The following is a 21,510-nucleotide window of genomic DNA, read 5'->3' on the forward strand; positions in this document are numbered from 1 at the left end:
TTTGTCACCGCTGTATGTTAACGCCGTCACGCTTTGACAGCCCATTCATTCGTGTCAAACAGCGCAAAATCTCCGACAGGCGGTATGGCTAATGGCCTGTAATGCCGGATTTTTGTCTTTGCTTTTGCTTGTTTGTTTGCTATGGCGGGAAGTTGGCGCAGGGGCAGGGCCCCTGCGCGCGAGGGAGTGCTGTATCAGTCGTCGAGCATCGCCTTGTTGCGCACTGCGCCCTTGTCGGCGCTGGTGGCCAGCAGGGCGTAGGCCTTCAGCGCGGTGCTGACCTTGCGCGGGCGTGGTGCGGCTGGTTTCCAGCCTTTGGCGTCCTGCGCGGCGCGGCGTTTTGCCAGTTCTTCATCCGACACCAGCAGGTTGATGCTGCGGTTGGGGATGTCGATCAGAATGCGATCGCCGTCCTCAACCAGACCGATGGCACCCCCAGCGGCGGCCTCGGGTGAGGCGTGGCCGATTGACAGGCCACTGGTGCCGCCAGAGAAGCGACCATCGGTCAGCAGGGCGCAGTCTTTGCCCAGGCCCTTGGACTTCAGGTAGCTGGTGGGGTAGAGCATTTCCTGCATGCCCGGGCCGCCTTTCGGACCTTCGTAACGGATGATCACGATATCGCCAGCCTTGACCTCGTCGTTGAGAATGCCTTTGACCGCGCTGTCTTGGCTCTCGAAGATCTTGGCGTTGCCTTCAAACACGTGGATGGATTCGTCTACACCGGCGGTCTTGACCACACAGCCATCGAGCGCGATGTTGCCGTACAGTACCGCCAGACCGCCTTCCTGCGAGTAGGCGTGCTCGACCGAGCGGATACAGCCCTCGGCGCGGTCATCGTCCAGGCTGTCCCAGCGGGTGCTCTGGCTGAACGCGGTCTGGGTCGGGATACCGCCCGGACCGGCCTTGAAGAAGGTGTGTACCGCTTCGTCATCGGTCTGTGTGATGTCCCACTGGGCGATGGCGTCGGCCATGCTCGGGCTGTGCACGGTCGGCACGTCGGTGTGCAGCAGGCCACCACGGGCCAGTTCGCCAAGGATGGAGAAGATGCCGCCAGCGCGGTGCACGTCTTCCATGTGGTACTTCTGAATGTTCGGCGCCACCTTGCACAACTGCGGTACCTTGCGCGACAGGCGGTCGATGTCGCGCAGGTCGAAGTCGATTTCGGCTTCCTGGGCGGCAGCCAGCAGGTGCAGGATGGTGTTGGTCGAACCGCCCATGGCGATGTCCAGCGTCATGGCGTTCTCGAACGCCTTGAAGCTGGCTACGTTGCGCGGCAGAACCGACTCGTCGCCTTCGCCATAGTAGCGCTGGCACAACTCGACCGCCAGACGACCGGCGCGCAGGAACAGTTGCTCACGGTCGCTGTGGGTCGCCAGCGTCGAGCCGTTGCCCGGCAGTGACAGCCCCAGTGCTTCGGTCAGACAGTTCATCGAGTTGGCGGTAAACATGCCGGAGCAGCTGCCGCAGGTCGGGCAGGCGCTACGCTCGTACTCTTCGACCTTCTCGTCGGAGCAGGAATCGTCGGCAGCGACGACCATGGCGTCAACCAGATCCAGACCGTGGCTGGCCAGTTTGGTCTTGCCGGCTTCCATCGGGCCGCCGGAGACGAACACCACCGGGATATTCAGGCGCAGGGCAGCCATCAGCATGCCGGGGGTGATCTTGTCGCAGTTGGATATGCAGACAATGGCGTCGGCGCAGTGGGCGTTGACCATGTACTCGACCGAGTCGGCGATGATTTCGCGGCTGGGCAGCGAATAGAGCATGCCGTCGTGACCCATGGCGATGCCGTCGTCGACTGCGATGGTGTTGAATTCCTTGGCGACACCACCGGCCTTCTCGATTTCCCGCGCGACCAGTTGGCCCAGATCCTTCAGGTGAACGTGGCCGGGCACGAACTGGGTGAAGGAGTTGGCGATGGCGATGATCGGCTTCTTGAAGTCTTCGTCCTTCATGCCGGTAGCGCGCCACAGGGCGCGGGCGCCGGCCATGTTGCGGCCGAAGGTGGATGTTTTCGAGCGGTAATCAGGCATGACGGAGTTCTCGTGGTGTAGTGCAGTCGGGCAAGCATACCAATTCACGGGGCGGCATGCAGCCGTGTCGCGGGCGTCGGCATGTAGTCTTTTTGAGTTACAGAGCATTACGGCGAGATGTTGTATTGATATCGAGCGCGCTTTTTCGGCCTCTGGATCGGCATGGCGCTGCGGTAAACAGGAAGCGCTCCGGCAGCCCCGTTTGATTGTGGGCGGCTGCCGTCGGGCAGATAAAAAAAGTAAATGGAGACGACGCCTGTGCAGACATTGCTTTCGAATTTTCCCCCCGTGCGGCTGGCACTGGCAGCTGTGGTGACGACGTCCCTTTCCCTGACCGGCTGCCTGTCCGGTGGCGGTGGCTCATCATCTGATGGTGCCGCAACGGTGGAAGAGCCAACCGATTTGCGCACCACCCTCTCTGGTGATGTGCGCGGGGTTGAGCAAGAGGGCTATTTCGAGTTCTTGGGAATTCCGTACGCTGCAGCACCGGTCGGGGATTTGCGCTTCGCTGCGCCACAGGCAGCAGCTGGCTGGGACGAGGAGCGCGCTGCAGATGCCTACGGCAGTGCCTGTCCCCAGGCGGGGCAGACCTTCGACGAGGCCGAGGACTGTCTGTACCTGAACGTGTTTACCCCCAAAAACCGGGGCCCGCATCCGGTGATGGTGTGGTTCCATGGTGGCGCCTTTGTGTTTGGTTCAGGTGGTGGCACCTATGTACCCCCGCGGCTGGTTGCGGAGGATATTGTTGTCGTGACGGTAAATTACCGCCTGGGCAAGCTGGGCTTTACCGCTCATCCGGGTTTGACTGAGGAGCAGGGCGCGTCCGGTAGTTACGGCATTCTGGATCAGCAGATGGCGCTTCAGTGGGTGCAGGATAATATCGAAGCCTTTGCTGGTGACCCTGCCAATGTCACCATTTTTGGTGAGTCGGCTGGCGGCTTGAGCGTTCTTAGCCATCTGGTGTCACCTGCCTCTGCCGGGCTGTTTGCCAAGGCGATTGTGCAGAGTGGCTCCTACAGCAGGGTGCAGGCGTCAATGGCGGTGGCCGAAAGTGCCGGAGAGGGCTTCGCTACCCTTCTTGGCTGTGATGCAGCGACAGCTGCGCAAGAGGTTGAGTGCATGCGCAGCAAAAGTGTTGCGCAGATTATGGCTATCGCACCCGGGACGGTGACACCGACATTGCGGCCTGATGTATTGCCCGCCTCGGTCAATCAAGGCCTGGCAGCAGGCGAATTTAATGATGTGCCGTTGCTGATGGGAACCAACTCGGATGAATGGAGTTATTTTCTGGCCAGCCGCGGGGAGTTGAATCCGATCACTCAGGCGAATTACCAGTTTCTGCTCAACAATAGCGTTGGACCGGTGGAAACGCCGAATGTTGTCGCGCTCTATCCGGCGTCTGACTTCAGCGATGATTACGCGGCGTTGATGACTGCGGTGGGCACTGATGGCAATTTTGCCTGTAATGCCAGCGTGCAGGCAGCCAGCGTTGCGGAGAACGGCAGCCAGCCGCTATTCGTCTACGAGTTTGCCGATCGCGACGCGCCGTCGCCAGGTATTGTCGCTCCGAGTTGGCTGACGCTGGGGGCAACGCACGCCTCTGAGCTGGCCTACATCTTCGGTACCGACGACTCGTTCCGAGTGCGCGGCGCAACCGACGATCAGGTCGCTCTGGCCGATATCATGAGCCGTGCCTGGACGGCCTTCGCCCGGTCCGGTAATCCAAGCCATGACGACCTGACCTGGGTAGATTACGGTGATAGTGCCGGTGGCATGGTCTCGTTCGAGACACCTGAGGTACAGCCTCTTTCCCGTTCGGTGTTTCGCAGCGTGCATCGCTGTGACTACTGGACTCCTGAGGTCTGATACGACCTGTCCTTTTCGCGGAGGTGGGCCGGAGACGGTGTTCCGGCCCACCTCTGGCGTTACCGCAGCACGAAGCTGTAGCTGAGGATAGCGCGTACTTCGTCGACATCACGCTGGCCGGCGACTTCGCTGCGCAGGCTGGCGTGGCGCAGGGAGATGCCAAGGTCCTTCAGGTAGCCACTCTGCACCTTGTAATCCACACGCAGGTCGCGCTCCCATTCGCTGTCGGCTCCTGCAACGGCGCTGTCCACGTCGGTGCCGCGCAGGTAGCTGGCGGTTGCCTTCAGGCCGGGCACGCCGGCTGCGGTAAAGTCGTAACCGTAGCGTGCCAGCCAGGTACGTTCACCGGCACGCTGGAACTTGCCGATCTGCGAGTCGGTGATCAGGTAGGCAGTAGCACCGTCGCCGTTGTTGATAAACGGGAAGTTGCTGTTGCCGCTCAGGTGCTGGTAGCCCAGCCCCAGGCTGTGACCGCTCTGGCTGAAAGTGAACAGCGCACTGGCGGCCCGGTTATCAACTTCGCCGTTGTTGTTGAAGCCGCTGGCACCGTAGCCCGCACGCTGGTCGTCGTTGGCGCCGTGGGCATTGCTGTCGAAGTAGCGCAGGTCGGTGGTCAGCTTGCCGTCGCCCAGGGCGAGGTTATGCACTGCGCCGAGGTAGTGCTGGCGATAGTAGTCCTTCAGCTCGGCGAAGTAGTAGGACGTGGTCAGGTTCTCGGTCAGGGCGTAGTCGCCGCCGGCGTAGCGGAAGCGGTCAACCCGCTCGCTGCCGCCGGCAATGCGCAGGTCATCGTAGTCACTGGACGCGCGGCCGCTGGCCTGACGAATCTCGCCGACGGTCAGCTTGAGTTTGTCGATATCGCCGGAACTTATCTGTGCGCCGCGGAAGGTTTGCGGCAGCAGGCGACCGTCGTTGTACGTCAGAACCGGCAGCTTGGGCTGCAGTACACCATAGCGCAGTTCAGTGTTGGCGATGCGCGCCTTGGCGGCAAAATCGATGCGGCTGAACTCGTCTGCGGCGCGGCCATTGCTGTCGAGCGGAAACAGATTGCCCGGGTTGCGGCTGCGGTCGGCCTTGCTGGTGCGTCCGCCCGAGTCCAGGCGAATGCCCAACTGCGCTATCGCATCAAAGCCGAGGCCGACAGGGCCTTTTGTGTAGCCCGATTGGAAGTTGAGGACAAAACCCTGGCCCCATTCTTCACCATAGGACGGAGCGGCGTCGCCGCTGCGGTTGTCCTGGTTGAAATAGAAATTGCGGGTATCCAGGGTGGCCTTGCTGTCTTCGATCAGCGCGCTGGCGGCGGCAGAGTGGGACAGGCCGAAAAGGCTTGCGGCGATGGCGCTGGCAAGGGTGTGGCGTTTCATTGGAAGCTCCGAAGTAGAGTGGGCGTGCCGCGCTTGGGCTGTCGGCATTTGCACTCTGGAGGTAGGCTTCAGGGCTCGGGCGGAACAGAAGTTGCGGCATCGCTGTTCAGGCGACGCCGTAACATAAGTGAAATATTTAGGTTCTAGAAGGAATAAAAAGTTATTTTCTTATAGCTTTTTTTCAAATACCTTTGAGTTGCGCTGCAAGTTGTACAGTGCCGCCCGTTTGGCAGGCAGCCGCTCTACGCTGCTGGGTTCGAAGCCGCGTTCGCGGAACCAGTGAGCTGTACGGGTCGTCAGCACGAACAAGGTATCGATCTTCAGGCTGCGTGCCTGACGCTCAATGTGTTGCAGCAACTGATCGCCCCGGCCGCCCTGGCGGTAGGCCGGGTCGATCGCGACACAGGCCAGTTCTGCAGCGCGGGAGCCTTCCAGCGGGTACAGCGCGGCGCAGCCGATAATGCGACCGTCCCGTTCGATCAGGGTGAACTGGCCGATTTCGGTCTCCAGGACTTCGCGTGAGCGGCGCACCAGAATACCGGCCTCTTCCAGCGGGCGCAGCAGCTCCAGCAGCCCGCCGACATCGTCGATGCTGGCGCCGCGAATCTGTTCAAAGGCTTCCTGACTGACCAGTGTGCCGCCGCCGTCACGGGTGAACAGCTCGGTCAGCAGAGCACCATCTTCGGCAAAACTGACAATATGGCTGCGCCGCAGACCGGCGTTACAGGCCTTGCAGGCCGCCTGCAGCAGGGTGCCGGGCTGGCTGTTGCCGAGCTTGGCCAGCAGTGGCGCTGCGCGTGTGGGCTTCAGTTCACGCAGCAGTTCGCCATCCTCGTCCCGGATACCGGTATCTTCGCCAAACAGAATCAGCTTGTCGGCGCCCAGGGCAACGGCCACGCTGGTGGCGACATCTTCGCAGGCCAGATTGAATGCCTCGCCGGTTGGTGAGTAACCGAGACTGGAGAGCAGTACGATATTTTGCTCGTCAAGATGGCGGGTGATGGCCTTGCGATCGATCCTGCGCACTTCGCCGGTATGGTGGAAGTCGACCCCGTCTACCACGCCGATGGGCTTGGCGGTAACCAGATTGCCGCTGACCACCCGCAACCGGCTACCTGATTGCTGGGCGCACAGGCGCGCTTCTATGGCGATGCGCAGACTGCCGACAGCATCAATCACGCAGCTGAGGGTATCAATGTCGGTAACACGCAGGTCATTGTGATACTGCGAGCGAATGCCGCGCAGGGCCAGTCGTTCCTCAATCTGCGGGCGTGAACCATGCACCAGCACCAGACGCACGCCAAGGCTGTTGAGCAGCATGATGTCGTGGATGATGTTGTTGAAGTTGGCGTGGATCATGGCTTCGCCCGGCAGCAGCAGCACGAAGGTACAGTCCCGGTGCTGGTTGATGTAGGGCGTCGAGTGACGGAACCAGTTGACGTAGTCGAGCATGCGCGGTGTTCCAGACAAAAGAGCTATTAAAGGGGTTTGCGGGTGAGGCTTCAAGCAGCCCTGTTACTGCAGGCAAAAGCGTCGGATCAGCCCTTGCAGCAGATCGATGGTGGGCTGCAGGCGGTCCAGGGCGAGAAACTCGTCCGGCTGGTGCGCCTGATCGATATCCCCGGGACCGAGAATCAGTGTCTGCATACCGAGCTGGTTGAGATATGGCCCCTCGGTGGCGAAGGCGACAGCACCGGCGCTTTGCCCGGTCAGCTCTTCGCAGGCGCGGACGATCGGCGCGTCAGCGGGAGTCTCGAAGGCCGGCACGCCGGGAAACAGCGGCTTGTAGTCGATCTGTACCTGGTGTTCGGCGGCGATCGGCAAAAGCCGTTCGCGGATCGCCGCGCGCAGTTCATCACCGTTCATGCCGGGTAGCGGGCGGATATCGAACTCCAGCGCGCACTTGGCACAGATCCGGTTCGGATTGTCACCGCCATGAATGCAGCCCAGATTCAGCGTCGGGGTGGGCACGCCGAACAGCGGGTTGCTCCAGCGCTTTTGCCAGGTACCGCGCAATTGCAGCAGGTCGCTGATGACGGCATGCATGGCCTCCATGGCGTTGTGGCCAAGGCTCGGATCCGAGGAGTGACCAGCCTGCCCGATGATATCGATGCGCTCCATCATGATGCCCTTGTGCAGGCGAATTGGCCGCATGCCGGTGGGCTCGCCGATGATCGCGTGGCGTGCCTGGCTGAAGTCGGCTGCCACCAGTGCCCGGGCGCCGCTCATGGAGCTTTCCTCGTCGGCAGTGGCGAGGATGATCAGCGGTTGCTTGAACGGCTGGTTCAGGTAGCTGCGCACTGCTTCGATGATCAGCGGGAAGAAGCCCTTCATGTCGCAGCTGCCAAGTCCATACCAGCGGTTGTTTGCTTCGGTCAGGGCGAAGGGATCGTGCTGCCAGCGCTCCGGATTGCAGGGAACGGTATCGGTATGGCCGGCCATGACCAGGCCGCCGGGGCCGCTGCCAAAACTGGCGAGCAGGTTGGCCTTGCCGGGCTGATTGGCAATCGGCAGGATGCGGCATTCAAAACCCAGATCGCTCAGCCAACTGGCCAGCAGTTCTACTACGGGTAGATTGCTCTGATCCAGGTCTGCCTGGGTGCAGCTGATCGAAGGGAGCCTCAGCAGGGCGTCGAACTGATCCTTCAGGGGCGGCAAGGGCATGGGCAACTCCGGTTGAGGCGGGTGTTCTGCCTGTCAGAACACCCGACGCACGTGTCGCTTCAGCTTACGCCGCCGCTGGCGGATAGTCAGCTGAAAATCCCGGTGAGGATATAGAAATAGATGATCGAGAGAATGGCGCCGGCTGGCAGGGTGACGACCCAGGAGCTGAAGATGGTGCCGATCACGCGCAGGTTCAGCGCGCCAATGCCGCGGGCCAGGCCGACCCCGAGGACCGCCCCTACCAGGGTGTGGGTGGTAGAGATCGGCAGGCCGATGCTAGACGCTCCGACGACCGTGGTGGCAGTAGCGAGTTCGGCTGCAAAGCCGCGGCTCGGCGTCAGTTCAGTGATGTGTTTGCCGATGGTGGCGATGACGCGGTAGCCGTAGGTGGCCAGACCAACAACGATACCGATTGCGCCAAGCAGCAGGACCCAGCCGGGTACCAGCGACTTGCTCGCCACTTCGCCGCCGGAGTGCAGTACTCCAACGATGGCGGCCAGCGGGCCGACGGCATTGGCGACGTCATTGGAGCCGTGGGCGAAGGCCATGGCGCAGGCGGTGAAGATCATCAATACCGCAAACACCTTTTCCACACTGGCGAAGTGGAAGTTTTTGTCCGCTTCCGGGTCGGCCTTGATGCGGCTCAGCAGGGTCACGCCCAGCCCGGCAACCAGTATGCCGGCGATCACGGCCAGCCCAAGGCTTTGCCAGCCGCTGAGGTCCAGGCCGATGTGCTTGAGGCCCTTGGTCAGGGTCAGGATGGTGACGACAAAGCCAACCGCAAACATATAGAAGGGAACGTAGCGCTTGGCGTTGCTGAAGGGGTTTTCGGTATCGAGAATCAGCCGGTGCACGCTGATGAAGATCATGAAGGCAACGATGCCCGAGAGGAGCGGCGAGATTACCCAGCTGGCGACGATCGGGGTGACGCCTTCCCAGTGCACGGCTTCCATCGAGACGCCGACTGCACCAAAACCGATGACTGCGCCAATGATCGAGTGGGTGGTCGATACCGGCCAGCCCTTGATCGAGGCGACCAGCAGCCAGGTGCCGGCGGCCAGCAGTGAAGCCATCATGCCGAACACCATCTGGTCGGGGCTGATCGCCTCTGCATCAATGATGCCGCTGCGGATGGTTTGGGTCACCGATCCGCCGGCCAGGTAGGCGCCGAGAAACTCGAAGACGATGGCAATGAAGATTGCCTGCTTGATGGTCAGCGCGCGGGAGCCGACCGAGGTACCCATGGCATTGGCAACATCGTTGGCGCCGACGCCCCAGGCCATGAAGAAGCCGAAAAGACAGGCAAGGATCAGCAGGATGGAGCCGTACTCTGCAATCAGGGTCATATCTCTAATACTCTAAAACGGGTGCATGGGCTGGCGGCTTTCCGTCAGGGCGGAAAGTCCGTCATGGTGCTGCTGGCCGTTCGGTCGCTTCCTAGCGGGCCATCAGCAGTTCCAGGCGGTTACCGACGCGCTGGGCGCGGTCGGCGACATCACCAATCCATTCAATGATCTGGTACAGAAACATCACATCAACCGGTGGCCAGTCCTTCTCGAGCTTGAACAGCTGCGCACGCAGACCGATCTGCATGTTGTCGGTGTCATGCTCGATGCGGTCCAGTTCCTCGATCAGACGCTCGACCAGGGTGACCTCGCGGCCGGCAAATCCGGTTTCCAGCAGCTCGTCCAGCTCGTTCATGGCCTTCAGTGCCTGAGCCGCTGCATCGATCGAGCGCTGTACAAACGCGCGGAAGTCGGGGAACAGGCTTGGCGGAATCACCATACGGCGGCCGAACATCAGGCCGGCGATATCCTTGGCACGGTTGGCGACTTTGTCCTGTACACTGAGCAGCTCCAGCAGATCGGAGCGCGGTACGGGCAGGAACAGGCTCTTGGGCAGGTGAACACGGACATCCTTCTTCAGTTTGTCTGCGTCGCGTTCAAGCTGGGCCACCTGCTTTTGCAGGCGCTCTGCTTCGGTCCAGTCCTCGGCCTGCAGTGCGTCGATGAAGGGCAGCAACTGGGCCGCGCATTCGTGGGCCTTGGCAATGTGCTGCTGCATTGGGCCGATCGGTGAACGACCGAACAGAGTGAGGAACGGATTGTGTGGCATGACGCCTCCCGCTGGAATTGAGGCCGCAAAGTATAGGTGTTGAGCTTGCAGCCGTCATCAAATTGAAAACAATTGAACACTTTTCATCGTTGGCATCGACTGCCGACGGTGTTGCCGAGAATGTCCCATGGTCAAAGAAACCGAAATCAAGCTGCGCGCCAGTGCCGATGTACTGGCAGCGCTGCGCGCCCATCCGTTGCTCAATGAGCGCCGTCAGGGCGACTGGCAAAGCGGCCCGCTGTACAACCAGTACTTTGATACAGCCAACCGTGATCTCGCCGCCTCCAGGGTGGCGCTGCGGTTGCGCCGCGATGGCGACACCTTTATCCAGACGCTCAAGAGCCGGGGACAAAGTGTCGCAGGCCTGTCCGAGCGCAACGAGTGGGACTGGTATCTCAAGAAAGGTGAACTGGATCTGGCTCTGCTGGACGACAGCTGCTGGCCGGCCGAGTTGGCCGAGCTGGACAAGACCAGCCTGCAGCCGGTGTTTACCACCGACTTTCAGCGTACCCGCGCGCAGCTTTGCTGGGAGCGCGATGGCGAGAGGGTCGAGGTCGAGGCGGCGCTGGACGAAGGCGAGGTGCGAACCGACAGCGGCAGCGAGCCGATCAGCGAGCTGGAGCTGGAGGTGCGTCAGGGGCCGGCGGTTGCCCTGCTGGAGCTGGCACATGCGCTGGCCCGCGAACTGCCTCTGATGCCATGTGATATCAGCAAGGCCGAGCGTGGTTATCGGCTGTTTGACGCGCGCAGTTTCAGTCTGCGGCTGGAGCCGCCGCGCTGGCAGGCGGATACCGTTGTCGACGAGGTTATCGCCGAGCTTTTCAGTCAGCTGCTGGGCCGCGTTCAGCGTCTGGCGGAACAGTATCGCCATGCCCGCCAGTGGAAGCTGTTCCGCGAACTGTCTGATGCGCTGGCGCAGCTGCGCGCGGCCTTTGCCGTATTCGATCTTGCGTTGCCGCGCTCTGCTGCCAGCCCCTTTGTCGGCCCGCTGGATGCCCTGTTGGCCCTGTTTCAGCCGCTGGTACTGGCGGGCTGGGCCGATGACGCCGAAGGTGAAGCGGCTCGCCGTGCGGCGGAAGCCGAGTTTGATCGTCAGCTCGAACAACCGGGCTGGGGCGCCCTGTTCGTTGAGCTGGCGCTCTGGCTGCAGCAGCGCAGCTGGACGCAGGATCGCCCGCCGCGCGGTGATCGGGTGGCAGGCCTGGCGCTGGAGCGTTGGCTGCTGGCAGCGGTCGGCAAGGAAATCCAGGAGCTGCGTGTGCCGCACAATAACGACTCCGAGCACATGGTCAGCGAGTGGCTGGATCAACTGCCTCGGCTGAGCCGTCTGCACATGTTGCTGGCCCAGTTTCGGCAGTGGCTCGATGTATCCGAACCGGACCGCCTGTTCGGTGAGCTGAACAAGCTGCAGGCCCTGCTTGAGCAGTATCCGCAGGTCGCTGACGAGCAGCGTGACCTGCTGCTGGCCGCGTTGCGCAAACAGGGTGTGCGCCTGCGCAGACTCAACGCCTGGCGTGAACTGAACAACTGACAGCTGGCTGAAAGGCGGCTGCCGGATCGCAGCCGTGAAACAAACGAACGGACGGGTAGGGGAGCTGGGTATGAAGAGGTTGGCGGATCTGGCAATACCGGGCAGTGATCGGCCGCTGGATCTGGGCGATTTTCTTAACGCGCTGGTGGCGCAGGGGCGTATCAGTCAGGACAGCGCAGACCACCTTGTCACGCTGCGTCGCTCAGCCGTCGGCGATACCGCCAAGCTGCACCCGCTGGAGTTTATCGCCGGTCAGAATGTCGATGACCTGGGTCGGCCGGGCAAAACGCTGGATCTGGACAGCCTCAGTCGCTGGCTGGCCAGCGAGAGCGACCAGCCCTGGTATCGCATTGATCCGCTGAAGATCAACGTATCGGCGGTAACACCACTGATGTCCTTCGCGTTCGCCCAGCGTCACCGGATTCTGGCGGTGGAAGTGAATGATCGGGAGGTCACCATCGCCAGTGCCCAGCCCTTTGTGCAGAGCTGGGAAGACAACCTGCGGCATGTGCTCAAGCGCGATATCCGTCGGGTCATTGCCAATCCGGAAGACCTGCAGCGCTATTCGGTGGAGTTCTATCGACTCGCTCGTTCCGTGACCGGTGCCAATGCGACCGATCAGAAGGCCAGCGGCGTCGGCAACTTCGAGCAGCTGCTTAACCTTGGCAGCATGAGTCAGGAGCCGGACGCCAACGATGCCCACGTGGTCAATATCGTCGACTGGCTGTTCCAGTACGCTTTCGAGCAGCGTGCCAGCGATATTCATATCGAGCCGCGGCGCGATTCCGGTTGCGTGCGTCTGCGTATCGATGGCGTGCTGCACACCGTTTATCAATTTCCGATTCAGGTCACCATGGCGGTGGTCAGCCGGCTGAAAACCCTTGGCCGGATGAATGTGGCGGAGAAGCGTAAGCCGCAGGACGGCCGGATCAAGACCCGGGCGCCGAAGGGCAATGAAGTCGAGCTGCGGCTCTCGACCCTGCCAACCGCCTTTGGCGAAAAAATGGTGATGCGGATCTTTGATCCGGATGTGCTGCTGCGCAGTTTTGATCAGCTGGGCTTTTCCGCTGAGGATCAGCGCCGCTGGCAGCAGATGGTCAGCCAGCCCAACGGTATCGTGCTGGTCACCGGGCCGACCGGCTCCGGCAAGACCACCACCTTGTACACCACGCTCAAACAGCTGGCCACGCCGCAGGTTAACGTCTGCACCATCGAAGATCCCATCGAGATGGTCGAGGACAGCTTCAACCAGATGCAGGTCCAGCACAATATTGACCTCAACTTTGCCAGCGGCGTGCGTGCGCTGATGCGGCAGGACCCGGACATCATCATGGTCGGCGAGATTCGCGACCTGGAAACCGCCGAGATGGCGATCCAGGCTGCGCTGACCGGGCACCTGGTGCTGTCGACCCTGCACACCAACGACGCACCCAGTGCTGTCAGCCGGCTGATCGAGCTTGGCGTTGCGCCCTATCTGATCAAGGCCACTGTGCTCGGCGTGATGGCCCAGCGACTGGTGCGCACGCTGTGCCCGCACTGCAAGGCGCCGGCACCGGTGGACGAGGAGGCCTGGGTGGATCTGACCCAGCCGTGGAGTGCCCCGCTGCCGACCCGTTCGCACGCCGCTGCGGGCTGCCTGGAATGTCGGGAGACCGGCTATCGCGGCCGCGCGGGTGTGTATGAGCTGATGATGCTGAGCGATGGCATCAAGGCGCTGATACATAACGACACCGACATCGCGCAGCTGCGGCGTCAGGCCTACAAGGAAGGGATGCACAGTCTGCGCCTGTCCGGCGCGCAGAAGGTCGGCGCCGGGCTGACTACGATCGAGGAAGTGTTACGGGTGACGCCGAACAGTCAGCAAGGCTGATCTGGCGTTGACAGCGGATGCTCGGCGCTGTGCTGGCGATGCCTGCTAGAATGCGCGCTTTCGCTCACGTATCTCCGCGGGACTGCCCATGAACTACCGCCACAGTTATCACGCCGGCAATCATGCCGATGTCCTGAAACATGCGCTGCTGCGCCGCCTGCTGGAGCTGATGCAGCGCAAGGAGACGCCGCTGTGCTGTTTCGACAGCCACGCGGGTACTGCGCTGTATGATCTGCAGGGCGAGGCAGCCGGCAAGACCGGCGAGTACATCGACGGCATTGCCCGCTTGTGGTCCCGGGATGATCTGCCGTTGTGGCTGGCCGACTACCGCGACGCGGTAGCGCGCCACAACCCGGATGGTGAACTGCGCTGGTATCCGGGCTCGCCGCAGATCATGGCCGAATTATTGCGCGAGCAGGACCGCATGATCGTCAGCGAACTGCATCCGGAAGACGCCGAAACCCTGCGTGAGCACTTTGCCGGTCAGCCGGATATAGCGGTGCATCAGCGCAACGGTTTTGAATTGCCCAAGGCCTTTTTGCCGGTGCCGGAAAAACGTGCGCTCTGGCTGCTGGACCCACCGTTCGAGAAGACCGACGACCTGGAACGCTGCGTTGCCGGTGTCGCGCAGGCGATCAGCCGCATGCGCCAGACTGTGATTGCGATCTGGTATCCGATCAAGGACCAGCGTCTGCTCAAGGACTTTTATCAGGGCATCGCGGACAGCGGCGCGCCCAAGGCGTTGCGAGTCGAGCTGAATGTGCGTCCGGTCGACAACCAGTTGGGCCTGAACGGTTCCGGTATGATGCTGATCAATCCGCCGTGGCCGATCTGGGAGGAGCTGGAACAGGTGCTGCCGTGGCTCAGCCGCGAACTGGCGCAGGCCGGTGGCGGGAGCTGGCGGATGGATTGGCTCGCCGGCGCACCCTGATATCAGAGCGCACCGGGGCGCATTGGCGTAGGGGCGCGGCATGCCGCGCCCGCCTGGATTATCGCGCGATGAGTCAGGTAGGGCGGAGAACGCCGCAGGCGTCTCCGCCGTTGGACTCAACTCTCCAGCTTGAACGTCAGCCCTGCGTGCTCCTGCAGGCGCTTGATCAGTTTGTCGCCCATCGCCGGAGCGGTCGTCCAGATACCGCCCTGGGTGTCGGTGGCGTCGCGCACCAGACAGATCGCGCTCTCGGCGATCATGCGTGAGGTCGAGCCGTAGCCAGGGTCACGCTTGCCGGCAACGCTGGCTTTGAGGGTGCGGCCGTCGGCAGCTTCGCCGATAAACAGCACATCGTAGAAGCCGGTTTCGCGCTCTTCCTTGCTTGGGCCTTCGCCCGGCTTTGGTGCATCATCGCTGGCCAGTGACTTGTCGCCGGCAACCGCCTTGGCGATGGCTTCGCCCTGCTCTCCGGGCCCGGTCAGCAGCATTTCGTCGTAGACGAAGTCCTCGCCGTAGGCATGGCCCAGCAACGCATTGGAGCGATGGACGTTGCGGGTGTTGATGGCCGCCATGATGAACGGGGCTGCCCAGCTGCCCAGTGACTCGTCGTACTCGGGCTTCATGGCTGGCGGCTGCGCCGGGCCGGTGAAGCCGGGGGTCAGGGCAAACGGGTTGGCCAGCAGCTTGAATATTTCGGGGTTGGCCTTGGCGGCTGCCATGGTCGCCTTCAGGCTGGCCGCGGTGCCGCCGGAGAAGGTGCCCTTCATCTTGCGCACCCGACCCTTGATGCGCGGCAGCGCACAGCCGAGTTGCTCCTTCGCGGCCTGCTGCAGGAAGTAGACCCCCAGATCAAAGGGAATGGAGTCGAAACCGCAGGAGAAGACGATACGTGCGCCGCTCTGTTTCGCCGTCTCGCCGTGGGCGTCGATCATCTGTCGCATCCAGGCCGGCTCACCGCACAGGTCCACGTAATCGGTGCCGGTTTGCGCGCAGATGCGTACCAGTTCCGGTCCATAGAGCTGGTACGGGCCGACGGTGGTCAGCACGACTTTGGTGCGTTCAACCATCGCTTTCAGGCTTGCCAGGTCTTCGGTGTCGGCAACAACCAGCGGCGTGCTGGCCGGCGCGCCGATTTCATCGCGTACCGCTTCAAGCTTGCTCTGGCTGCGGCCGGCCATGGCCCAGCGCAGGTTGCTGTCGTTGCCGTACTCTTGGCACAGATATTCGGCTACCAGGCGGCCGGTATAGCCGGTCGCGCCGTAAACGATGACGTCGAACTCACGGGTGTTGCTCATTAAAGGGTCCTCATGGTTTGCAGGGTCGGGTGGGCAGTCGATCTGAACTTGCCGTGTCTGAGCCAGTCCCAAATGCTGAGGGCTCTGCCGACGCTGGCTTTGAGTCTGGCACAGATCGGGCGTTCGTCGAGCGTTGTTGCAGCTCAGCGTCGCCTGCCTGCCAGGCAGAGTAAATGCGCCGGAGCGGATTTCGGCAGGGCGAATGATCACGAATAAACCGGACCGATGACGCGACTGGTCCCCGGCGCCTATAGTAGTGGAGCCGTTGGCGACGCCGAGCGGTACCAGCAAACAGGTCAAGGAGATCGAAATGGCAGCAGAAAAGACAACCCAACCCGCAGCCAAAGACGCCGAACTGGCGGCCAGCAAAGCGGCTGTCGGCGAGGCCTACGAGAAGCTGCTGGAGGCGCGAGACCACTTCAAGGCGGCGGCCCAGGCAGCTGGCATGGATGTCAGGCAGGATGCGCTCGAGCAATTGCTCAAGGGCCGGGAAAAGGCCGAGGCGCTCGGCGATCAGGCAACCAGCTATGTGCGTGAAAAACCGCTGGCGACCTTGGGTATCGCATTCGCAGCCGGATTTGTACTGGCTCAGCTGTTTTCGCGCAAATGAGCGACGAGCGTGAATCGCCGCAGGAATCTGATGAGCAACAAGCCGACACCCGGTCAGCCGCGCAGGATGCCGACACGCTCAAGGCGGTAAGCGAGCTGGTAGACCACACTGCGGCGTGGTTGCGTCAGTTGAGTGCTGCGGGTGGTGAACTGGCTACCCTGCTGCGCCTTGAGTGGCAGCTGACGCTGGGCGATGCCCGGCGGATGCTGCTGCTCTCGCTGCTGCTTGTGCCGCTAATGCTGTTCACCTGGCTGCTGTTCAGTCTGCTGCTGGGCTGGCTGATCTGGCAGTCGAGTGGCCAGGTTGCCGTCGCGCTGCTGTGCGTGCTGGCGCTGCATGTGCTCGGAATCGCGCTGTTGCTGCGGCAACTTAAGCGTTACCGGGATTCGATCGGCTTTCGCCGCACCCAAGCCCACCTGAAACGCCTGATGCAGGGAGACGCACGTGAAGCGAGCACAGCTGATAGCCGAGATTGAGCAACTGGATCACCAGCTGGCGTTGCGCATCGATATTGTTCACTTGAGCGGTGCGCTGGTGCAGCATCAGTTGGGCAGGATTCCCCCCGCGCTGCTGGTTGGCAGCGGTGCGCTGGCCGGGGCACTGAGCCAGCGTCTGGGTGCCGGGCGTTCACATTCGCTCGGGATGCTCGGTGTTCGCTTGTTGCCGGTGGCCGAGAGCCTGTTGCGCATGGTTCGGCAGTTTTGGAGCCCGCTGTGAGCGATCACTGCGAGATATCCGGGCAGGGCGAATCCGGTCAGTCCAGTGAACTGCCACGCGGTGATCAGTCCAGCCGGCAGGTGTTGATCTGGCTGCTGGTACTGGCCTGTCTCTATACCCTGTATTTTGCCAAGACGTTGCTGCTGCCGGTGGTGGTGGCCGCGCTGTTTGCATTGCTGCTGAGTCCGCTGGTTGCCCTGTTCAAGCGCTTCCATGTGCCGCGTACCTTTTCTGCCCTGCTGTTGCTGACGGCGGTCGGCGGGCCTTTTACCCTGCTGGGTGCGCAGCTGGCCGAGCCAGCGGAGAAATGGGTCAAGCGCCTGCCCGAGCTGTCGGCGCAATTGTCGCAGGAGCTGGACGCCTTTGGTCGGCGGCTGGCGCCGACGCAGGCACCAGCGCCTCAGGAAGCGGAGGAGTCTGATGGGCTCCGTCTGTTTGGCTGGTTCCGGGAGGAGAAGGCTGCTCCTGCGCCGGCTTCTGCGTCCGCTTCCGGTAACGATCCGGCATTGTCGGACCGGGTGATGCAGGGCGGTATGGAGGTGATGGTCAAGGCGCTGGGGGCGACGCCTGCGGTCCTTGCGCAGTTTTTCACCTTTCTGGTGCTGGTGCTGTTCATGCTGATCTTCGGCCCATCACTGTACAGCACCTTTATCCGGGTGCTGCCGCAGGTCCGTGACAAGCACGCGGCTACCGAGTTGCTGGAGCAGGTCCAGCGCGAGCTGTCGCGCTACATCCTGACCGTCAGTCTGATCAACACCCTGCTAGGCGCAGTGACCGCAGCCGTATTGTCACTGATGGGCGTGGAAGACGCGCTGCTCTGGGGGGTAATGGTCGGCTTGCTCAATTTTGCGCCCTATGTCGGCCCGGTCATCGGCATGCTGGTGCTCTGTCTGGCCGGTGTGTTGCAGTACGGCCCAAGCCTGGGGGCGTTGTTGCCCGCGCTGGTGTTCTTCTGCATCAATCTGGTTGAAGCGCAGTTTATTACCCCGACCGTGCTGGGGCAGCGGATGCGGCTGCATCCGCTGGTGCTGATGCTGTGGCTTATTCTGTGGGGCTGGTTGTGGGGTGTAGTCGGCGTGCTGATCGCTGTGCCGTTGCTGGTCTGCCTGAAGCTGGCCGCCGACCGCCTTAACCTGCTGCCGCATTGGGTGAACCTGATCGAGAGCCCGATCTGAGTTTCAGGCGGGCGTGGGCGCGCGGCGTACCATCAGTACTGCGCTGATGATCAGCAGCCCGCCGATCAGCATGCGCAGGGTGGGCTGCTCGGCGAATAGCCACCAGGCAATCAGAATGCCGTATACCGGTTCCAGCGCGAAGAACAGCGAGGCGGTGCGCGCGTTCAGCACGCGCAGGCTGGAGACAAACAGCACCTGCGCCAGCCCGGTGCAGAATACGCCCAGCAAGCCGATCCACAGCCAGTCCAGTGCCGGCATCTGCGCCAGTGCCAGGGTGCCGGTGGGCAGTGCGATCAGCGCTACTACCAGACTTTGCCAGCAGGCAATCTGTACCGGGTGCAGGTGCCCGCTGGTCAACCGGTTGCCGACCGATACGGCGGCGAAGCAGAAGCCGGAGAGGATTGCCCACAGCAAACCTTCGGTGTTGTCGGCCTGCAGGCTGAATTCGGCAGGAATCAGCAGCAGGCCGGCGCAGACCAGCCCAACCTTGACCAGATCCTGCCGGCTGGGGTGTTCGCGCCAGAACACCGCCTCCAGCAGCACCACGAACGCCGGGAAGCTGGCAAAGCCGAGAGTGGCGATGCCGACGCCGGACAGCTTGATGGCATGAAAGAAGGTCAGCCAGTGGATCGCCAGAAATACACCGCACAGGATCAGGCTGGCCAGGTGACGGCGTGTCAGCTGGCGGACCAGCGGCAAACTGCCCAGTTGAGCGAAGATCACCAGCGCAACCACGGCAAACAGCGCTCTGCCAAGCACGATTGCGTCCGGTGTGGTGCTGGCCAGCTTGCCGAACACCCCGGTCAGGCCAAACAGCAAGGCGGCAACGTGCATGAAAAGCAGGGCACGATTGTGTGTCAGGTTGGTCATGGCGGTCTCAAACACGGGTAATAGGGCGCGATGGTAGCGCGCCCGCCCATACGCTGCTGTTGCAAAGCTGCTGAAATTTGTCGTGCTAGTGCTGTTTGCGCAGGCTGCTGGGTGACTGCTGCCAGTGTTTACGGAAGGCCTGGCTAAAGGCGCTCTGGCTGCCATAGCCGCAACGCGCGGCAATTTCGCTGACAGGCAGGCGGCTGTGCTCCAGCAGCTGGCGTGCGCGCAGCAGGCGTTGACGACGCAGGTACTCCAGCGGTGTGCAGCCCAGATCCTGCAGGCACCAGTGATTGAAACGCGAGGGCGACAGGCCACTCAGACGCGCCAGGTCAGCCACCTCAAGCGGATACGCCATGTGAGCCTCGATGAACGCATTGAGCTTCTCCAGTGGCAGGCGCCGGGTTGGTGCCGGCTGGCCCATCAGGGAACCGAGCAACAGGGCGGCGCTTTGCTCGGCCAGCCAGGGTTGCTGGTCAATCAGGCCGGCCAGGCTGCTGACCAGCCGAGTCTGGGCTGGCGTCAACGGGCTCAGGCGGCTGTGCTCGAGCAGCTGCAGCTGGCTGTCACGTTGCGGCTCCAGCCCGGGTAGCGGCGCATCAGGATCGACGTCGAGGACCAGGCAGCGGCCCTGATCAGGGCTGAAGAACGCGTGACGGTCGCTGGCGGCGATGATCGCTACCCGGCCGGCCTGCACCGGACCACCCTCGTTGTTGAAGGCCAGCTCAAGGGTGCCGTGCAGCCCAAACACCAGTTGCGCCTGTTCGTCATGGGTGTGCGCGGCAGCGTCACCGGAGTAGTGATGAATATCAAGGCGGGTCGTCGACATCGGGCTATTCTATGCAAGCGTAGGCTGCTTGCACAGCGGTCGGCGACAGGGGCACGGAAGCTGCATTGGCTGATATCACAGTGGTATCATTTGAGTTTGCTTCACTTTTTGCCCGGATGACCGATTTGAATAACGAGACTCACGGCCTGCGTTCCTGGCTGGAGCGCCTGAACCGCGCCGAGCTGCCGGCCATGGCCGTGGTGGTACACGATCTGCTGCGGTTGTCGCAGTCTGAAACCGCCTCGGTCGCCCAATTGACCGAGGTGCTGATGCGCGATGCAGCGTTGGCCTCCAAGGTGCTGCGTGTCAGCAACAGTGTCTACTGCAACCCCGGCCGCGAGGTGATCAAGACGCTCTCACGCGCGGTTGTGGTGGTGGGCTTTGATCAGGTGCGGATGATCGGTCTGTCGGTCAGCCTGCTGGATGGTCTGTTGAAAAACTCCCCGCGTGAACAGCTGCAGGCGTTGCTTGCTCGCTCCTTCCACGGAGCTGTGCAGGCGCGCAACATGGCGCAGTATCTGAACCAGCGGCAGCAGGAAGAGGTGTTTATCGCCACCTTGCTGAGTCATATCGGTGAACTGGCGTTCTGGAGCCATGCGGGCAAGACCGCCGACCGTCTGGTTGCCAGTCTCAATGAGCCGGGAGCGGATCCGGACAAGGTGCTCAAGCGCGAAATCGGCGTGACCTTCGACCAGTTGACCGTCGGTCTGCTGAAGACCTGGAATATGGGTGAGATCGGTCAGCTGATCCAGGCCAGTCGCAGCAGCGACGGACCCGCCGCCCGCGCGGTGGCTCTGGGCAGCACACTGGCCGAGCGGGTAGCCGGCAAGGGCTGGACCCATGAGTCGGTTCAGGCGCTGATTGAGCCGGTTGCCGAGTTGATCGGTACCGATGCCGAGCATGCCTGGCAGCAACTGGTGGGCAGTGGGCAGGAGGCGGTGCGCATCGCCGGCAACTGCTCCAACGCCGATCTGCAGCAATGGATTCCGCGCGCGGATGATCTGCCTCTGGATCTCTCCGCCCTGTTGCAGATGGAGGTGGTACCCGGCACGCCTTCGGTCGATGAAGTATCGGCAGAGCGCAAACCCGAGGTGGAGGCGGACCCGCTGCTGCAGCCTAATCTGGAAATGCTCAAGCTGTCGGTTGACCATCTCAAGCTGATGGCCCGTGCGCCGATGGATGTGGATACCATTTTGCACACCGTCATGCAGGGTTTGCATCGTGGCGCCGGAATTGAGCGTATTGCCCTGATGGTGCTGGCGGAGCAGCAGACCCAGTTCAGGGTGCGTACGGCCATCGGCAAGGGCACGCAGCGCTGGCGGGAAACCTTTGCTCTGCCCTGTGGCGATGGGGCGAAGCATATTTTCGGTCATGTACTGGCACAGCGCGACTGCCTCTGGCTCGGCGGTCCGAAGAGTCAGGAGCTGCAATCACTGGTAACCCCGGCGGTGGTCGAACTGGTGGGCAGCGGTCCGTTTGCGATCGCGCCCGTTATCGCCGGCAGCCGCCGGGTGGGTGTGCTCTATGGCGATATGCGGCTGTCGGGTCGAGAGCTGAGTGCCAGTCAGCTGGCCGCCTTCAAGCGCGTCGCCGAGCTGACCGGGCTTTGCCTGCAGCGGCTCAGTCAGCGCTGAGCCGTT

At 62.3% G+C, this 21,510-nt stretch carries 18 protein-coding genes; 9 read left to right on the forward strand and 9 right to left on the reverse strand.

All coding sequences use genetic code 11. The annotated features are described in order from the left end of the window. Positions 1-194: 194 nt before the first annotated feature. Positions 195-2,033, reverse strand: coding sequence for a dihydroxy-acid dehydratase (gene ilvD / locus B7O88_RS06835; RefSeq protein WP_088274562.1), 1,839 nt, complete (start codon positions 2,031-2,033; stop codon positions 195-197). Positions 2,034-2,291: 258 nt separating this feature from the next. Between ilvD and B7O88_RS06840 the strand changes: the two genes are divergently transcribed. Beyond that, a complete protein-coding gene (locus B7O88_RS06840) occupies positions 2,292-3,899 on the forward strand; it encodes a carboxylesterase/lipase family protein (protein ID WP_160003162.1) in 1,608 nt (535 codons plus the stop codon). Between the two features lie 59 nt (positions 3,900-3,958). Here B7O88_RS06840 and B7O88_RS06845 read toward each other — a convergent pair whose 3' ends face one another. The 5 genes from B7O88_RS06845 to B7O88_RS06865 all read right to left on the reverse strand — a co-directional run bounded on the left by B7O88_RS06845 (position 3,959) and on the right by B7O88_RS06865 (position 10,042). Next, a complete protein-coding gene (locus tag B7O88_RS06845) occupies positions 3,959-5,263 on the reverse strand; it encodes an OprD family porin (RefSeq protein ID WP_088274566.1) in 1,305 nt (434 codons plus the stop codon). 168 nt (positions 5,264-5,431) lie between these two features. After that, positions 5,432-6,715, reverse strand: a complete 1,284-nt coding sequence (argA, locus tag B7O88_RS06850; RefSeq protein WP_088274568.1) for an amino-acid N-acetyltransferase — start codon at positions 6,713-6,715, stop codon at positions 5,432-5,434. Between the two features lie 63 nt (positions 6,716-6,778). Next, complete coding sequence (gene argE, locus B7O88_RS06855) at positions 6,779-7,927, reverse strand: acetylornithine deacetylase (RefSeq protein ID WP_088274570.1); 1,149 nt, start codon at positions 7,925-7,927, stop codon at positions 6,779-6,781. A gap of 86 nt (positions 7,928-8,013) precedes the next feature. Further along, positions 8,014-9,273 (reverse strand): inorganic phosphate transporter, encoded by a 1,260-nt coding sequence (locus B7O88_RS06860; protein ID WP_088274572.1) that lies wholly within the window; start codon positions 9,271-9,273, stop codon positions 8,014-8,016. A 91-nt stretch (positions 9,274-9,364) separates the two neighbouring features. After that, positions 9,365-10,042, reverse strand: coding sequence for a TIGR00153 family protein (locus tag B7O88_RS06865; protein ID WP_088274574.1), 678 nt, complete (start codon positions 10,040-10,042; stop codon positions 9,365-9,367). A 127-nt stretch (positions 10,043-10,169) separates the two neighbouring features. Here B7O88_RS06865 and B7O88_RS06870 point away from each other — a divergent pair, with 127 nt between their 5' ends. The 3 genes from B7O88_RS06870 to B7O88_RS06880 all read left to right on the forward strand — a co-directional run bounded on the left by B7O88_RS06870 (position 10,170) and on the right by B7O88_RS06880 (position 14,374). Beyond that, on the forward strand, positions 10,170-11,573 hold the full coding sequence (locus B7O88_RS06870; protein ID WP_088274575.1) for a CYTH domain-containing protein: 1,404 nt from the start codon (positions 10,170-10,172) through the stop codon (positions 11,571-11,573). Between the two features lie 70 nt (positions 11,574-11,643). Further along, positions 11,644-13,443 carry a GspE/PulE family protein gene (locus B7O88_RS06875; RefSeq protein WP_088274577.1) on the forward strand — a complete coding sequence of 600 codons (1,800 nt, stop codon included), beginning with the start codon at positions 11,644-11,646 and terminating at the stop codon, positions 13,441-13,443. An 88-nt stretch (positions 13,444-13,531) separates the two neighbouring features. Next, positions 13,532-14,374, forward strand: a complete 843-nt coding sequence (locus B7O88_RS06880) for a 23S rRNA (adenine(2030)-N(6))-methyltransferase RlmJ (RefSeq protein WP_088274579.1) — start codon at positions 13,532-13,534, stop codon at positions 14,372-14,374. Positions 14,375-14,490: 116 nt separating this feature from the next. Here the strand turns inward: B7O88_RS06880 and B7O88_RS06885 are convergent, their stop codons facing one another. Beyond that, entirely contained in the window at positions 14,491-15,669 is a 1,179-nt protein-coding gene (locus B7O88_RS06885; RefSeq protein ID WP_088274581.1) for a saccharopine dehydrogenase family protein, read from the reverse strand. A 310-nt stretch (positions 15,670-15,979) separates the two neighbouring features. Between B7O88_RS06885 and B7O88_RS06890 the strand changes: the two genes are divergently transcribed. From B7O88_RS06890 to B7O88_RS06905, 4 genes are read left to right on the forward strand one after another with little or no spacing between them, the layout of a single operon-like run. Further along, the gene (locus B7O88_RS06890; RefSeq protein ID WP_140418569.1) at positions 15,980-16,279 is read left to right on the forward strand and encodes a glycine zipper domain-containing protein; all 300 of its coding nucleotides are present in this window, start codon (positions 15,980-15,982) and stop codon (positions 16,277-16,279) included. After that, positions 16,276-16,755, forward strand: a complete 480-nt coding sequence (locus tag B7O88_RS06895) for a hypothetical protein (protein ID WP_088274585.1) — start codon at positions 16,276-16,278, stop codon at positions 16,753-16,755. The genes B7O88_RS06890 and B7O88_RS06895 overlap by 4 nt, the downstream gene beginning before the upstream one ends. Next, positions 16,724-16,996: a hypothetical protein gene (locus tag B7O88_RS06900; protein WP_088274587.1), complete on the forward strand. Its 273-nt coding sequence runs from the start codon at positions 16,724-16,726 to the stop codon at positions 16,994-16,996. Before B7O88_RS06895 ends, B7O88_RS06900 begins: the two co-directional genes overlap by 32 nt. Then, a complete protein-coding gene (locus B7O88_RS06905; RefSeq protein WP_200818433.1) occupies positions 16,993-18,171 on the forward strand; it encodes an AI-2E family transporter in 1,179 nt (392 codons plus the stop codon). The genes B7O88_RS06900 and B7O88_RS06905 overlap by 4 nt, the downstream gene beginning before the upstream one ends. A 3-nt stretch (positions 18,172-18,174) precedes the next feature. Here the strand turns inward: B7O88_RS06905 and B7O88_RS06910 are convergent, their stop codons facing one another. Both B7O88_RS06910 and B7O88_RS06915 read right to left on the reverse strand, forming a co-directional pair. Then, complete coding sequence (locus tag B7O88_RS06910) at positions 18,175-19,041, reverse strand: DMT family transporter (RefSeq protein WP_328587507.1); 867 nt, start codon at positions 19,039-19,041, stop codon at positions 18,175-18,177. A gap of 85 nt (positions 19,042-19,126) precedes the next feature. Continuing rightward, positions 19,127-19,870 (reverse strand): AraC family transcriptional regulator, encoded by a 744-nt coding sequence (locus tag B7O88_RS06915; protein ID WP_088274589.1) that lies wholly within the window; start codon positions 19,868-19,870, stop codon positions 19,127-19,129. A 125-nt stretch (positions 19,871-19,995) separates the two neighbouring features. Here B7O88_RS06915 and B7O88_RS06920 point away from each other — a divergent pair, with 125 nt between their 5' ends. After that, positions 19,996-21,504 (forward strand): HDOD domain-containing protein, encoded by a 1,509-nt coding sequence (locus B7O88_RS06920; RefSeq protein ID WP_235005758.1) that lies wholly within the window; start codon positions 19,996-19,998, stop codon positions 21,502-21,504. The last annotated feature ends 6 nt before the right edge of the window (positions 21,505-21,510 follow it).

It is taken from the genome of Halopseudomonas aestusnigri, from assembly GCF_002197985.1.
In the GTDB taxonomy this organism is placed as follows: Bacteria; Pseudomonadota; Gammaproteobacteria; order Pseudomonadales; family Pseudomonadaceae; genus Halopseudomonas; species Halopseudomonas aestusnigri.

Coding starts and splice junctions, on each gene's coding strand:
- B7O88_RS06880 (WP_088274579.1), top strand. CDS start 13,532: ATGAACTACCGCCACAGTTATCACGCCGGCAATCATGCCGATGTCCTG.
- ilvD (WP_088274562.1), bottom strand. CDS start 2,033: ATGCCTGATTACCGCTCGAAAACATCCACCTTCGGCCGCAACATGGCC.
- B7O88_RS06865 (WP_088274574.1), bottom strand. CDS start 10,042: ATGCCACACAATCCGTTCCTCACTCTGTTCGGTCGTTCACCGATCGGC.
- B7O88_RS06875 (WP_088274577.1), top strand. CDS start 11,644: ATGAAGAGGTTGGCGGATCTGGCAATACCGGGCAGTGATCGGCCGCTG.
- argA (WP_088274568.1), bottom strand. CDS start 6,715: ATGCTCGACTACGTCAACTGGTTCCGTCACTCGACGCCCTACATCAAC.
- B7O88_RS06910 (WP_328587507.1), bottom strand. CDS start 19,041: ATGACCAACCTGACACACAATCGTGCCCTGCTTTTCATGCACGTTGCC.
- B7O88_RS06915 (WP_088274589.1), bottom strand. CDS start 19,870: ATGTCGACGACCCGCCTTGATATTCATCACTACTCCGGTGACGCTGCC.
- B7O88_RS06870 (WP_088274575.1), top strand. CDS start 10,170: ATGGTCAAAGAAACCGAAATCAAGCTGCGCGCCAGTGCCGATGTACTG.
- B7O88_RS06885 (WP_088274581.1), bottom strand. CDS start 15,669: ATGAGCAACACCCGTGAGTTCGACGTCATCGTTTACGGCGCGACCGGC.
- B7O88_RS06890 (WP_140418569.1), top strand. CDS start 15,980: ATGGCAGCAGAAAAGACAACCCAACCCGCAGCCAAAGACGCCGAACTG.
- B7O88_RS06860 (WP_088274572.1), bottom strand. CDS start 9,273: ATGACCCTGATTGCAGAGTACGGCTCCATCCTGCTGATCCTTGCCTGT.
- B7O88_RS06845 (WP_088274566.1), bottom strand. CDS start 5,263: ATGAAACGCCACACCCTTGCCAGCGCCATCGCCGCAAGCCTTTTCGGC.
- argE (WP_088274570.1), bottom strand. CDS start 7,927: ATGCCCTTGCCGCCCCTGAAGGATCAGTTCGACGCCCTGCTGAGGCTC.
- B7O88_RS06895 (WP_088274585.1), top strand. CDS start 16,276: ATGAGCGACGAGCGTGAATCGCCGCAGGAATCTGATGAGCAACAAGCC.